The organism is Nocardia sp. Marseille-Q1738, assembly GCF_965283145.1.
In genome coordinates this window covers 233,586-246,488 of the sequence record NZ_CBDIMS010000002.1, presented here as the reverse complement: position 1 = coordinate 246,488, position 12,903 = coordinate 233,586, and the positions used below count along the sequence as shown (strand labels likewise).

The 12,903-nt window shown below is 68.6% G+C and carries 11 protein-coding genes and 1 tRNA gene; 9 read left to right on the top strand and 3 right to left on the bottom strand.

Features of this window, described 5'->3' with window-relative positions; translation table 11 throughout:
- Positions 1-6 precede the first annotated feature (6 nt).
- The 5 genes from ACWPXK_RS09465 (at position 7) to ACWPXK_RS09445 (ending at position 3,977) form a co-directional block, all read left to right on the top strand.
- The gene (locus ACWPXK_RS09465) at positions 7-1,053 is read left to right on the top strand and encodes a glycosyltransferase family 9 protein (RefSeq protein ID WP_454195682.1); all 1,047 of its coding nucleotides are present in this window, start codon (positions 7-9) and stop codon (positions 1,051-1,053) included.
- Positions 1,054-1,155: 102 nt separating this feature from the next.
- Positions 1,156-1,749 (top strand): D-glycero-alpha-D-manno-heptose-1,7-bisphosphate 7-phosphatase, encoded by a 594-nt coding sequence (locus tag ACWPXK_RS09460; protein WP_454195681.1) that lies wholly within the window; start codon positions 1,156-1,158, stop codon positions 1,747-1,749.
- Between the two features lie 71 nt (positions 1,750-1,820).
- Positions 1,821-2,384: a D-sedoheptulose-7-phosphate isomerase gene (locus ACWPXK_RS09455; RefSeq protein ID WP_454196404.1), complete on the top strand. Its 564-nt coding sequence runs from the start codon at positions 1,821-1,823 to the stop codon at positions 2,382-2,384.
- Complete coding sequence (locus ACWPXK_RS09450) at positions 2,381-3,361, top strand: PfkB family carbohydrate kinase (protein ID WP_454195680.1); 981 nt, start codon at positions 2,381-2,383, stop codon at positions 3,359-3,361. Before ACWPXK_RS09455 ends, ACWPXK_RS09450 begins: the two co-directional genes overlap by 4 nt.
- Positions 3,362-3,434: 73 nt before the next feature.
- Entirely contained in the window at positions 3,435-3,977 is a 543-nt protein-coding gene (locus ACWPXK_RS09445) for a YaeQ family protein (RefSeq protein ID WP_454195679.1), read from the top strand.
- Between the two features lie 126 nt (positions 3,978-4,103).
- Here ACWPXK_RS09445 and ACWPXK_RS09440 read toward each other — a convergent pair.
- A tRNA-Met gene (locus ACWPXK_RS09440) sits at positions 4,104-4,177 on the bottom strand.
- Between the two features lie 522 nt (positions 4,178-4,699).
- On the opposite strand from ACWPXK_RS09440, the gene ACWPXK_RS09435 reads away from it, so the two are divergent.
- Entirely contained in the window at positions 4,700-5,245 is a 546-nt protein-coding gene (locus tag ACWPXK_RS09435; protein ID WP_454195678.1) for a transglycosylase family protein, read from the top strand.
- 118 nt (positions 5,246-5,363) lie between these two features.
- Here the strand turns inward: ACWPXK_RS09435 and ACWPXK_RS09430 are convergent, their stop codons facing one another.
- Positions 5,364-8,363, bottom strand: coding sequence for a UPF0182 family protein (locus ACWPXK_RS09430; RefSeq protein ID WP_454195677.1), 3,000 nt, complete (start codon positions 8,361-8,363; stop codon positions 5,364-5,366).
- Between the two features lie 212 nt (positions 8,364-8,575).
- On the opposite strand from ACWPXK_RS09430, the gene ACWPXK_RS09425 reads away from it, so the two are divergent.
- The gene (locus ACWPXK_RS09425) at positions 8,576-9,157 is read left to right on the top strand and encodes a PPA1309 family protein (protein ID WP_454195676.1); all 582 of its coding nucleotides are present in this window, start codon (positions 8,576-8,578) and stop codon (positions 9,155-9,157) included.
- Between the two features lie 4 nt (positions 9,158-9,161).
- On the opposite strand, the gene ACWPXK_RS09420 is transcribed toward ACWPXK_RS09425, so the two are convergent.
- Positions 9,162-10,187, bottom strand: coding sequence for a YlbL family protein (locus ACWPXK_RS09420; RefSeq protein WP_454195675.1), 1,026 nt, complete (start codon positions 10,185-10,187; stop codon positions 9,162-9,164).
- 127 nt (positions 10,188-10,314) lie between these two features.
- On the opposite strand from ACWPXK_RS09420, the gene ACWPXK_RS09415 reads away from it, so the two are divergent.
- Both ACWPXK_RS09415 and ACWPXK_RS09410 read left to right on the top strand, forming a co-directional pair.
- A complete protein-coding gene (locus tag ACWPXK_RS09415) occupies positions 10,315-11,730 on the top strand; it encodes a zinc-dependent metalloprotease (RefSeq protein ID WP_454195674.1) in 1,416 nt (471 codons plus the stop codon).
- 85 nt (positions 11,731-11,815) lie between these two features.
- The gene (locus ACWPXK_RS09410) at positions 11,816-12,667 is read left to right on the top strand and encodes a hypothetical protein (RefSeq protein WP_454195673.1); all 852 of its coding nucleotides are present in this window, start codon (positions 11,816-11,818) and stop codon (positions 12,665-12,667) included.
- The last annotated feature ends 236 nt before the right edge of the window (positions 12,668-12,903 follow it).

Below are 12,903 nucleotides of genomic sequence, written 5' to 3'. Positions count from 1 at the left end.
GCGGACATGAGCGGACACGTGCTGGCAGCCCGGCTCGACAGCGCCGGAGACGTCCTGATCACCGGTCCCGCGGTGCGGGCGGTGGCGGCGCGCGCGAATCGGGTCACCTTCCTGGCCGGGCCCCGCGGTCGCGCCGCCGCCGACCTGCTGCCCGGCGTCGACCAGGTGATCGAATTCCAAGCCGGGTGGGTGGACTTCGATCCTCCACCGGTGACCGCGGCCGCGGTGGAGGAACTACGGAACACGATCGCCGCGCTGCGCTTGGACGAGGCGCTCATCTTCACCTCGTTCCACCAGTCACCGCTGCCCTTGGCCCTGATTCTGCGCACAGCGGGGGTGCCGCGCGTCTGCGCGATCAGCACCGACTATCCGGGGTCTCTCCTGGATGTCCGCCATCTGGCCGACGAGGACGCGCCCGAACCGATCCGAGCGCTGTCACTGGCGCGTGCGGCAGGGTATCCGGCGGCGGACGCGCGGTTGCGTGTCCGTGCGGACCTGCCCGACGTGCGTGCACTCACCGGCGACCCCGGCTACGTGGTGGTGCACCCCGGCGCCGCCGTACCGGCCCGGCACATGTCCGCGGCTCGCTCGAGGTCCGTGGTCGCGGCGCTGACCAGAGCGGGCCACCGGGTGGTGGTGACCGGTGGCCCCGGCGAGAAGGCACTCACCGCCACCGTGGCAGGCGACCTCGCCACGGACGCGGGTGGCGCGACCGACTGGCCGATGTTCGCCGCCGTGCTGCGGGACGCGTCCGTCGTCGTCGCCCCCAACACCGCCGCCGCGCACCTCGCGGCCGCGGTCGGCACACCGGTCGTTTCACTGTTCGCGCCCGTGGTCCCGGCCCGGCGCTGGGCGCCCTACGGCGTGCCCTCGATCGTGCTCGGCGACCAGTCCGCGCCGTGCGCGGGCTCACGCGCGCGGCGCTGCCCGGTACCGGGGCATCCCTGCCTGAACAAGATCGCCGATACCGCCGTCGTCGCGGCGGTCGACAAGCTGGCCGAGATCGCCGCGAGCGGTCCACCCCCTGCCGACAGCGAGAAGCGTCCTGCCTGAACCAGGCGGTTTCAATTTTGTCAGGCCGGGCATGACACACGCATCAGCGCCGTCGAACCGTACCGACGCGCGTCACATGCGTGACGGGGACGAGGAGGGTGGATGAGCATCACAGAACCCCTGGTTCCTCGTCTCGCCCAGGTGCCAGCCCCTCCCGCGGCCGTGTTGTTCGATCGTGATGACACGCTCATCGTGGATGTCCCGTACCTCGCGGACCCCGGCCTCGTGCGGCTGGTGCCGGGAGCGCGTGAACAACTGCGCCGGCTGCGCGGCGCCGGAATCCGTACCGGGGTGGTGAGCAACCAATCCGGCGTCGCTTCCGGTCTCATCACCCCAGCGCAGCTCGCGGCCGTCAACGCCAGAGTCGAAGCCCTCCTCGGCCCCTTCGACACCTGGCAGATCTGTGTGCACGCGTCCGCCGACAGCTGCGGCTGCCGCAAGCCCGAACCAGGACTGATTCTGGCCGCCGCGCAAACCTTGGCGATCGAACCCGCACGCTGTGTCGTGATCGGCGACATCGGCTCCGACATCGAGGCGGCCCTGGCCGCGGGCGCCGGCGCCATCCTCGTACCGACACCGCGGACACGCCCCGCCGAGATCGCCCACGCTGAGCGAATGGCCGCCGTCGCGCCCGATCTCACCGCCGCCGTCACCCTCGCCCTCACGGGCGTGCGCAAGGAGGAGGGTCCGTTGTGAACGCACACGAGCCAACCCAGGGCAGCCGTGGGATCCCCGACGGGCGTGCCGACCACCGGCGCATCGCCGCGGTGGAAGAACATTTCGACGCGCTCGGCGTGGCACTGAGCCGGAACCTTCGACCCGCGGCGGCCCGGATCGTCTCGTGGGCGCAGCAACTGGCCGAGGTCTACGAACGCGGCGGCCGGTTGTTCGCGTGCGGCAATGGCGGCAGCGCCGCGGAGGCCCAGCATCTGACCGCCGAGCTGACCGGGCGTTTCCACGCCGAACGCCGGCCGCTGTCGGCCATCGCGCTGCATGCCGAGACCTCCAGTCTCACCGCGATCGTCAACGACTACGGGTCGCAGGAAATGTTCGCCCGCCAGATTCGGGCCCATGGGCGCGGCGGCGATATCCTGCTGGCGCTGTCCACCAGCGGTTGCAGCGCCAACGTTGTCGCCGCCGCCAAGGCGGCGCAGGAGATCGGCCTCCCCACCTGGGCGATGACCGGTCCCACCCCTAATCCGCTCGCCGCGCTGTGCGACGAGGCGATCACGATCGAAGCGGACACGACGGCCACCGTGCAGGAATTGCACCTGGTGCTGGTTCATTCGCTGTGCATGGCGCTGGACGCGGCGCTCGGGGCGGACTCATGACTTCCCAGGGCCCGCTGGTCGTGGTCGGCGACGTACTGCTGGACATCGACATCGAGGGCCGCGCGGACCGGCGCAGTCCCGACGGGGACGTGCCGGTGGTGGACGTGGCGACGCGCACGCTTCGACCGGGTGGGGCCGGGCTGGCCGCTGCCCTCGCCGCGCAGGACGTCGCGGATGTCGTGCTGATCGGCGGGTTCGCGACCGATCCCTCGGGTGATCGGCTGCGCGCGCTGCTACCGGAGCGGATGCGCGTGGTGTCCTTGCCCTTTCGCGGCAGTACCATCCGCAAAGAGCGGATTCGCGCCATGGGGCCCTGCGCGGGCGGCGAAGGGCCGGAGCTGAGACCGGCGACGATCACCCGGCTCGACTTCGGTGACGGCGGTGTCACCGCGGACCGGTTGAGCGACGACGTGCGTGCGGCGATCGATGCGGCACGTGCTGTGCTCGTCGCGGACTACGGCCGCGGCGCTGCGGCCCATCCGCAGGTCAGGGCACTGCTCGAGGCGCGGGCGGGACAGATTCCGCTCGTCTGGGACCCCCATCCCAGAGGACCGGTGCCGATCCGCGACGCCACATTGGCGACCCCGAATCGCGACGAGGCGCAGCGGTTCGTTTCCGGCACGCCGGGTCCCCGCCGGGCCGCCCGAACACTGACCGAGCGATGGTCCGCGCAGGCGGTCGCGGTGACGCTGGGCGCGGAGGGCGCGATGCTGTTCTGCCGCGGCCGTCGAGATGTCCTGCACATCCCGACGCCGTCCGGACTGCTCATGAGCCCGAGATCCGATACCTGCGGCGCGGGCGACCGATTCGCGGCTGCCGCGGCCGGCGCGCTGGCCGACGGCGCGGACGTGGAGAAGGCGGTGCAACTCGCCGTCGCGGCGGCGACGGAATTCGTCAACAGCGGCGCGGCGTCCGCACTCGCTTTCCCCCCGGATCATGCGCCTGTCGCGCCGCGGATCCCGGAATATCCGATGTGACAGCCGAGCGCCGATGCGCGTGTGAACAACCGCCCACCGCCACCGACCAGAGTTCGCTTAAGCTGCTGCTGCTATGGCCCTCAACGCGACTCTGCACAACTTCGCCGTCCAACTGGCCGACGTCGACCGTGACGTCTATCAGGAGCTGGCGTTGCGGGTAGCGCGTCATCCGTCCGAAACCGCAGAGTTCATGGTCACGCGACTGCTGGCCTACTGCCTCGAGTACGAGGAGGGTATCGCCTTCAGCGACGGCGGCGTGTCGTCCACCGACGAGCCCGCGGTACTGGTGCGCGATCGCACCGGGCGTCTCACCGCATGGGTCGAAGTAGGCGCGCCCGACGCGGAACGCGTGCACCGAGGCAGCAAACTGGCGCAGCGGGTCGCCATCTACACCCATCGCGACCCCGTCAAGGTGCTGGCGCACCTCGACGGCAAGCGGATCCACCGCGCCGATGCGATCCCGCTGTACAGCTTCGACAGCGACTTCGTCGGTTCCGCCGTCGCCGCGATCGAACGTCGCAACACCGTCACCATGTCCATAACGGAGCGCGTGCTGTACCTGGAGTTCAACGGTGCGGTGCTCAGCACCTCGGTCGCCGAGCATCGGTTCGGATAGTCCTGCGCGACGAAGCCTCGGGCGGCCATGGTCACGGTGGCTGCGCTGGGACGGAAGGGCAGAGGGCCGAAGGGCCGAAAATGACTCAGGCCGGAGAGTTCGAATCTCTCCGGCCTGGGCCGTTTGTAGCGGGGACAGGATTTGAACCTGCGACCTCTGGGTTATGAGCCCAGCGAGCTACCGAGCTGCTCCACCCCGCGTCGGTGAACACAACATTACACATGAGTTCGCGGAGACTGCAAATCGCCAGCTCAGCGGCGTTTTCATACTGTTTACCAAGGCGCTGACGCCGCAAACCGAGGCGGGAGATGCCGGGCGGCCCAAATCCGAGGGCGATGACGTCCGAGCAGGCGCTGTAGCGCCATATAGACACAGGCGACCCCTTTCAAACGTGACACATATCACCATTTCCTAGTGATCTCGAACACATAACGATGCGATAACTTCGTGCACTATCGGCGTGTCAGGGCGTTTGTCACCTGGCAAAACGCCGATATTCGACTTATTCGCTTCATGCAATTCTGGCGTTATCGAGATGTGATCTGCTGAGATTTCTTCGTTACCTTCAGTCCACGGCCCCGATCAACCGTGACGGGCTCGAACTCGAACCGCCGAACACCGGTAACCCTGTCCCGCGGTTCGAGGATCCCCGACGACCTGGGGACAGGGACACGGCAGAGAGCTCCATCGCCGTGCCGGCGGGCGCAGGGAGGGAATCGACCATGACTGAGAACCGGAAGTTCAGCACCCGCGCCATCGGCTTCGCCGCCATCACCGGCGCCCTTGTTGCCGTCCCGTTCACATTCTCCACCGCTTCGGCCTCCGCCGCGCCGACCCACGACTGGGACGGTGTCGCGCAGTGCGAGAGCGGTGGCAACTGGGGGATCAACACCGGTAACGGCTACTACGGTGGCCTTCAGTTCTCGCAGAGCACCTGGGCCGCCAACGGTGGTCAGGGCTACGCGCACAACGCGAGCAAGGAAGAGCAGATCCGCGTGGCGGAGAACGTGCTCGCCACCCAGGGCCCCGGTGCCTGGCCGACCTGCGGCAAGTTCCTGCGTTCCGGCACCTCCGAGCCGGAGCCCGCCGTCCAGCCGGAGCCCATCCCCGCCATCCCGCCGTCCCCGCCGTCCCGCCGTCCCGCCGTCCCGCCCCGAGCGACAACCAGACGGTGGTCGACCAGGCCAAGTCCGCCGCGGGCGAGCTGGCCAAGCGGTACGGCCTCGAGGGCCAGTTCCAGCAGGTTCTGGACCAGCACAGCACGCTGATCGACTCCTTCGGTCGCTGACGCGACCTGCGCCGGATCGCACCGGTGCACACGAAAGACGCCGCCATCGCAACGATGGCGGCGTCTTTCGTGTCCTACCTCAGCGGCGTCCTACTACCTCATCGGCCCGCGTCCTGATACGCCTTGACCGCGGCTTCCAATTCGTCGAGCGCCCGGCCGAAGTCCTGGAAGTTTCCGCTGCGCATGGCATTTCGCACGTTCTCGATCTTCCGGTTCAGCTCCGCCGCCGCCGCGTCCTTGGCGGAGGACGACCCCGTCGCCGGCGGCGGGACGGAAGCGGGGGCCGGGGTTCCGGCGTTCGTCCCGTTGTTGCCCTGCTCGACCGGCGGGGGAACGGTGCCGGGCTTCGGCCTGGTGCCCGAGTCACCGCCGAACGGCGTCGCCAGCGCGCCCGCACCGGGGATGACCTGGTTCAACGCCTCGGCCAGCGTGGAGGCATAGCCCACCTTGACACTGCCCGCCTCGTCCCGGTAGCTCACCAGTACGCGCAGCAACTGCGGGAAGGTCGCGGTGTTCGGACCGGTGTTGCGTTCGTTGTAGAACGGCTCCACATAGAGGATGCCGCCGTCGGCGACCGGCAAGGTCAGCAAATTGCCATATTTGATCTTGTTCGAATTGGACAGCAGCGTTTTCTCGCGGGAGACCTCCGGCGCCGTCGTCATTCGGTTCTGGGTCTGCTGCGGGCCCAAAGTTTGTGTGTCCGTTGGCAATCGCAGAATCGTGAATTTCCCGTACCCGTCCGGATCCGACCGCACCGAGATATAGGCCGACAGGAACTGCCGGTTGTACCCGACCATGGCGCTGGTCAAATTGAACGTGGGCTTGTTCGTTTTCGGATCACCCAGCAGCACGTAGTACGGCGGCTGGCTCGCGGACGTCCCACCCTCGGTGGTGGGATCGGCGGGAACCGACCAGAAGGCGTTGTTGGTGAAGAACTCGCGCGGGTCGTCCACGTGGTACTTGGTGAGCATCTCGCGCTGCACCTTGAACAAGTCCTCCGGGTAGCGGAAGTGCGCCCGCAGTTCCGGCGAGATCTCGCCCTCCGGCTTCACCGCATCGGGGAACACCCCGCGCCACGCCTTCAGCACCGGGTCCGACGAATCCACCTCGTACAAGGTGACGGTGCCGTCGTAGGCGTCGACCGTGGCCTTGACCGAGTTGCGGATGTAGCTCACCGACTTGCGCGGCAGCAAACGGCCCGTCTTCTTGTCGATGCTGTCCTCGAGCGCGCCCTCCAGTGAGGTGGTCTGCGCATAGGGATAGTTGTCCAAGGTGGTGTAGGCGTCGACGATCCAGACGATGCGTCCGCCGACCACGGCGGGATAGGCGTTGCCGTCGGGGGTCAGCCACGGCGCGACCTTCTGCACCCGCTCACGCGGGCTGCGGTTGTAGATGATCTTGGAGTCGTCATCGATGGCCGAGGAGAACAGGATGTTGCGCTCGGCGTACTTCGCCGCGAAAGCGAGACGGTTGAGCCAGTTGCCGATCGGCACACCGCCCTTGCCGGTGTAGGTGTACTGCGCGGTGTCGGAGTCGTATTCGCGCGGACGCTGGCCGTCCATCGCGCCGACGATCGCGTAATCCGGATTGGACTGCGAGATCAGCTCGCCGAAGTACACGCGCGGCTGGTCCACCTTGATCCGCTGCTTGTCCGAAGGCGTGAACAGATCGCTGACCATGAAGATCGGGTACCCGCTGTCGCTGCTGCCTCCGGTGGCGTTGGGGTCCTCGGACTGCGGCTTGTTCACCCGGTTGGCGGGAGCGGCGACGAAGCCGTTGCCGTGGGTGTACACGGTGTGCCGGTTGATCCAGTCGGTCTGGTTGCCGCTCAGCGCCGCGGGTGAGAGCTCACGGGCGGCGACGATGTAGTCCTGCACGTCGCCGTCGAGGTTGTAGCGGTCGATGTCCAGCGACTCCGGGAAGCCGTAGAAGTTCTTCAGCTGGCGCAGCTGGGTGAAGGTGGGCGAGAGGATGTTCGGGTCGAGCAGCCTGGCGTTGCCGATGGTCGCGGCGTCCACCGGAACTTCGAGCGGGCTCTTGCTGCTCTCTCCCTTGAAGTCCTTGTAGTCGATCCTGTCGTCGGTGATGCCGAACGCCTGCCTGGTCGCCGCGATGTTGCGTTCGATGTACTCGCTCTCCTTGTCCGCGGCGTTGGGGCGCACGGAGAACTGTTCGACCACCAGTGGCCACACCGCGCCGACCAGGATCGAGGACAGCACCAGCAGCGCCGCGGCCATCGCGGGCACGCGCAGATCGCGCAGCACGATGCCGGCGAAGAAGGCGAGCGCGCAGATCACCGCGATGGACAGCAGGATGAGCTTGGCGGGCAGCACCGCATTGATGTCGGTGAACGAACCACCGGTGAAGGTGGGTTCCTTACGGCTGCTGGACAGCAACTCGTACCGGTCGAACCAGTACGCGATCGCCTTGAGCAGCACGAAAAGCCCGGCCAGCACGGCAAGTTGGATGCGCGCCGGACGGGTCAGCGTGCCCTCGCGTCCGGTCAGCCGCAGGCCGCCGAAGACGTAGTGGGTGACCAGGCTGGCGAAGAACGCGATGACCACCGCGACGAACAGCCAGTTCAGCACCATCCGGTAGAAGGGCAGATCGAAGGCGTAGAAGCCGACGTCGAGGCCGAATTCCGGGTCCTTCTCGCCGAACGAGCCGCCATTGAGGAACAGCTGCACCGTCACCCAATTCGACTGCGCCACCAAGCCGGACAGCAGACCCAGCAGCACCGGGATACCGACGCCGAACAGCCGCAGCCTGCTCATCACGGTGGTGCGGTACCGAGCGATCGGATCGTTCGGTCCGGCCACCGGCACGAACACCGGCCGCGACCGATAGGCCAGCAGCAGCGCCAGCCAGACCACCAGGCCGACGAACGCCGCCACGACGATGAACAGCAGGATGCGCGTGCGCAGCACGGTGAGATACACATCGCGGAAGCCGACCTCGCCGAACCACAGCCAGTTCGTATAGGTGTCCGTCAGCCGCGGCCCGAGCAGCAGCAGCGCCGCTAGGACGATGGCCGCCACCAGCAGCACACGGCTGCGTCGGGACAGCGAAGGTAAGCCGGTGGGGGGCCGCATGCCCACGATGCCACTCTCCAAGGTCCGGCGACGCTCGCACCGATACGCCCGGCCGATGCGCCGCAGTCCGATGTTGCGGGTGGTCCTTGCGGACCGTCTCGGCCCCACTCTACGGAAATCGGACACCGAGCAGCTGGCAGGGTTGCGCTCGCCGCGCCGCATGGATCGCTGACCGGGTTCCGAGGTTGTCCCGAACGCCCGTTTGATTGGATGTTCGCGTGACGCCAGACCTGCACGCCGAACTCGTCCTAGCCCGTACCGTCCGAGAGGTGGCGGAATTCGTGGATGCCGAGGGGTGGGGTCGGCCACCGCAGATGTTCGCGCTGGTGCCTACGGCGGACCTGGTCGCGGCGCAGCCGGAGCTGGAGGATCAGCTCGACGCGGGCGATGAGCTGACGCCGGTCGCCCAGGAGGCCTTCCCGGACGACGTGACCGGCGGATCGATGGCGCTCGACGAGTTCCTGGCCACCACCAGCTGGCCGCCCGCCGTGGAGGGTTGCGTGCTGGTGCAGGAGATCGTGGTGCTCCCGCCGGACGCGGAATCGACGCTGGACGACGCCCTCGCCCCGCTGCTGGCCGACCACGAGGCCGCCGACGCGGCCGCGCGCGCGGCAGCCGAAGCACACCCCGGACGCAGAGAAGCGCGGCTGTTCGCCGCGGTGCTGCGTGACGGCGCGTCGCTGTGCCTGCTGCAACTGCGTCCCGAGGAAGACGCCGACGACTTCGGCGACCTCGATCTGCGCACCTACCCGAACCTGGCCCCGAACCTCGTCGAGGCACTGCGCCATACCTTGGACTGAGCAGTTACCCGCAGGTGACCGGTTCCTTGCCAGCGGTGATCTCGTTGAGCGACTGCACCGCGCCGGTGAGGTTCTCGACCTTCACCAACCGGAGACCGTCCGGGGTCCGCTGCCTGGCTTCGTTGCAGTTGGCCGCGGGGACCAGGAAGGTCTCCGCGCCCGCCTCGCGCGCGGCCATCATCTTGTATTGGATGCCGCCGATCGGGCCGACCTTGCCCTCCTGATCGATGGTCCCGGTGCCTGCCACGAACTTGCCGCCGTCCAGGTCGCCGGGGGTGAGCTTGTCGATCAGTGCCAGGCTGAACATCAGGCCGGCCGACGGACCGCCGATGTCGGCGAGGTTGAACGTGACCTCCATGGGCGGGCGAGCGCCCTCGCCCGGCGTCACGCCGAGGTAGCCCTTGGCCGCGTCGTCGGGGCGGGCAGCGAGCGTGATCGTCGCGGTCTGCTCGGCGTTGTCCCGCCGGTACACCACGGTGAGCGGGGTACCGGGCGTCTGCGAGGACACCGCGGCGACCACGTCCTTGGGCGCGGTCATCGGCGTGCCGTTGATGCTGACCAGCTCGTCGCCCGCGCGCAGCACGCCACCCGCGGGGCCGTCGTCGGCGACCTTGCGCAGCAGTACGACCGTCGGCAGGTTCAGGTGGTGCAGCGCGGCGACTTCGGCGTTGCCCTCGGAGTCCTTGAAGTCCTGCTGGTTGGACTTGTCGATCTCCTCGCGCGACACGCCGGGCGGGTAGACCTCCGAGCGCGGCACCAGACCGTGCTTGCCGCTGGCCCAGAAGCCGAACGCCTCGAAGATGGTCAGCCCGTCGCGCACCGACACCGTGGTCATGTTGAGATGCCCCGTGGTCGGATCGACCTCCGTTCCCCGGACGTCGACGACTTCTTTACCGTCCACCTTGCCGAGCGTGTTGAAGGTGGGTCCGGGACCGAGTGCGACGAACGGCACGGTCAGCACACTGCCGACGACACCGAGCACAAGCACCGGGATCAGGGCGGCCACCAGGGTGAGGATCCGACGATTCACCCGGACCACAGTAATGACACCGGGCGCCGCGAAGCGGCAGAGGCGGTCATTTCGCCCGCGCGCGCCGTCGCCGGTTTCGCGCCGCGCGAACATGGAGCCACGGTGCTACGCGCGTAGATTAAGGACTATGAGCGACCACCCCTTCGGATTCTCGAACCGCGATGACGATGACGAACGCAAGCGCGGCGACGAGCCGAGCGGTCCCGGTCCGAACGACGCGTTCGGCTTCGGGATCGGTGGGTCCGGCGCGGGCGGATTCGACCCGGCGCAGCTCGGGCAGATGCTGACCTCGCTCGGCCAGATGCTCAGCGGCATGGGACAACCGGGCTCGGCGCAGGCCGGGCCGGTGAACTACGACGTCGCCAAGCGGCTGGCCCGCCAGCAACTCGGCTCGACCATCGCCCCGGTGACCGCGGGCGCCGCCAGCGCCGTGGCCGACGCCACGCACTTGGCCGAACTGTGGCTGGACAGCGCGACCGCGCTGCCCGCGGGCGCCACCAAGACGGTGGCGTGGACCGCCAACGATTGGATCGAGCAGACCTTGCCCACCTGGCAGCGGCTGTGCGACCCGGTGGCCGAGCAGATCTCCGGGATGTGGACCGCATCGTTGCCCGAGGAGGCCAGGCAGTTCGCCGCGCCGATGGTCGGCATGCTCGGCCAGATGGGCGGCCTGGCGTTCGGCTCGCAACTCGGCCAAGCGCTCGGCCAGCTCGCCAAGGAGGTGCTGACCTCGACCGATATCGGCCTCCCCTTGGGACCCACCGGCACCGCCGCGCTGCTGCCCGCGGCGATCTCGGAGTTCAGCGCGGGCCTGGAACAGCCGGAAAGCGAGATCCTGGTGTTCCTGGCCGCACGCGAAGCCGCCCACCAGCGGTTGTTCGGCCATGTGCCGTGGCTGCGTCAGCAGGTGCTCGGCGCGGTCGAGGATTACGCACGCGGTATCCGGATGGACTTCTCCGCGCTGGAGCAGGCCGCGCAGGACATCGATCCGATGTCACTGACCGATCCCGCGAAGCTCGAGGAGATCCTGTCCCAGGGCACGTTCGAGCCGCAGACCACGCCGGAACAGAAGCAAGCGCTGGAACGGCTGGAAACGCTGCTGGCGTTGATCGAGGGCTGGGTACAGGTGGTGGTCGGCGACGCCGTCGGCGATCGGTTGCCCGGCGCGGGCGCACTGGCCGAGACGCTGCGCAGGCGGCGCGCCACCGGCGGGCCCGCCGAGCAGACCTTCGCGACGCTGGTCGGCCTGGAGTTGCGTCCGCGCAAGCTGCGCGAGGCGGCGGCGTTGTGGCGCAGGCTCACCACCGACGCGGGCATGACGGCGCGCGATCGCGTCTGGTCGCACCCCGATCTCCTGCCGGATTCCGGCGACCTGGACTCCCCGGCCGGTTTCATCGACTCGGTGATCGGTGGCGGGACGACCGCGTTCGACGATCCGCTGGCGCAGCTGGCCGAGACCGAGGCGCGCGAGCAGGCCGAACGCGAACGCAAGGACGGAGGCTCCGGCCCGGATCTGGGCAAAGAGGGCGACGCGCCCGCTTGATCCGCCCTGTGGATGACGCGAAACCCTGTGGATAACCGCGGGTTTCGAAACGAGTCACGCATTGCGTGTTTCGCATACTGCTGACATGACAACGATGTGTCGCGGTCCGCGATTGCGTCCGAGAGTGACCGTTCTGGTTCGCCCGGCCGGCGTCGTCCAGCTCGGATGTGATCCCGAGACCGCCGTGGTGCTCGGTCCGGAAGGCATGGACGCCGAGGCCGTCCTGACCTTCCTCCGCCTGCTGGACGGCTTGCGCACGAAACCGCAGATCATCTGGCGAGCCGGGGAATGCGGTATCGACGCCGAACGTGCCGTGGCGCTGCTCACCCTGATCGACGAAGCCGGGCTGCTCGACCATCCCGAGGACCGCGCCGGGCGGGCCCTGGCGGTGCGGGTGCACGGGCTGGGCCCGCTCTCCGACGCGGTCTCGACCGGGCTGCGCGCACTCGGGGTGCGGCCGAGCCGTTCCCGGGACTACCCGTCCGGCGCGGCGACGGTACGCACCTGGCGGTCGGACCTGGTGGTGCTGGCCGACGCGCTGATGCCGGACCCGAAATTGGTGAACGACCTGTTGCTGCACCGGATTCCGCATCTGCAACTGCGCATTCGGGACAACAAGGGCGTCATCGGGCCCCTGGTGCTGCCCGGCGCCACCAGCTGCCTGCGCTGCGCGGACCTGATCCGCTCGCAGAACGACGCCGACTGGCCGCATCTGGCCGCCCAGCTGCTCGGCCGGGTCGGCCACGCCTCCCCCGCCGGGATCGCCGCGACGGCCGCGGTCGCCCTCGGCGAACTGGAGGCGATCCTGGATTGTTCACCGCGCCGCACCCCGGCCACGTTGAACGCGACGGTGGAGTTGGATCTGGATTCACACGTCCTCGACCGGCGCGTATGGCACCGTCACCCCGCGTGCGCGTGTGTACGAGTGCCCGCCTAATGGGCGCAGTCGGACGAAGTCCGTCCATAGCCCGCGCCGGGCCGAGCGAAGGCGAGGCAGCCGCAGAAACAGCGCAGTCGGACCAAGTCCGTCCATAGCCCGCGCCGGGCCGAGCGAAGGCGAGGCAGCCGCAGAAACAGCGCAGTCGGACCAAGTCCGTCCATAGCCCGCGCCGGGCCGAGCGAAGGCGAGGCAGCCGCAGAAACAGCGCAGTCGGACGAAGTCCGTCCATAGCC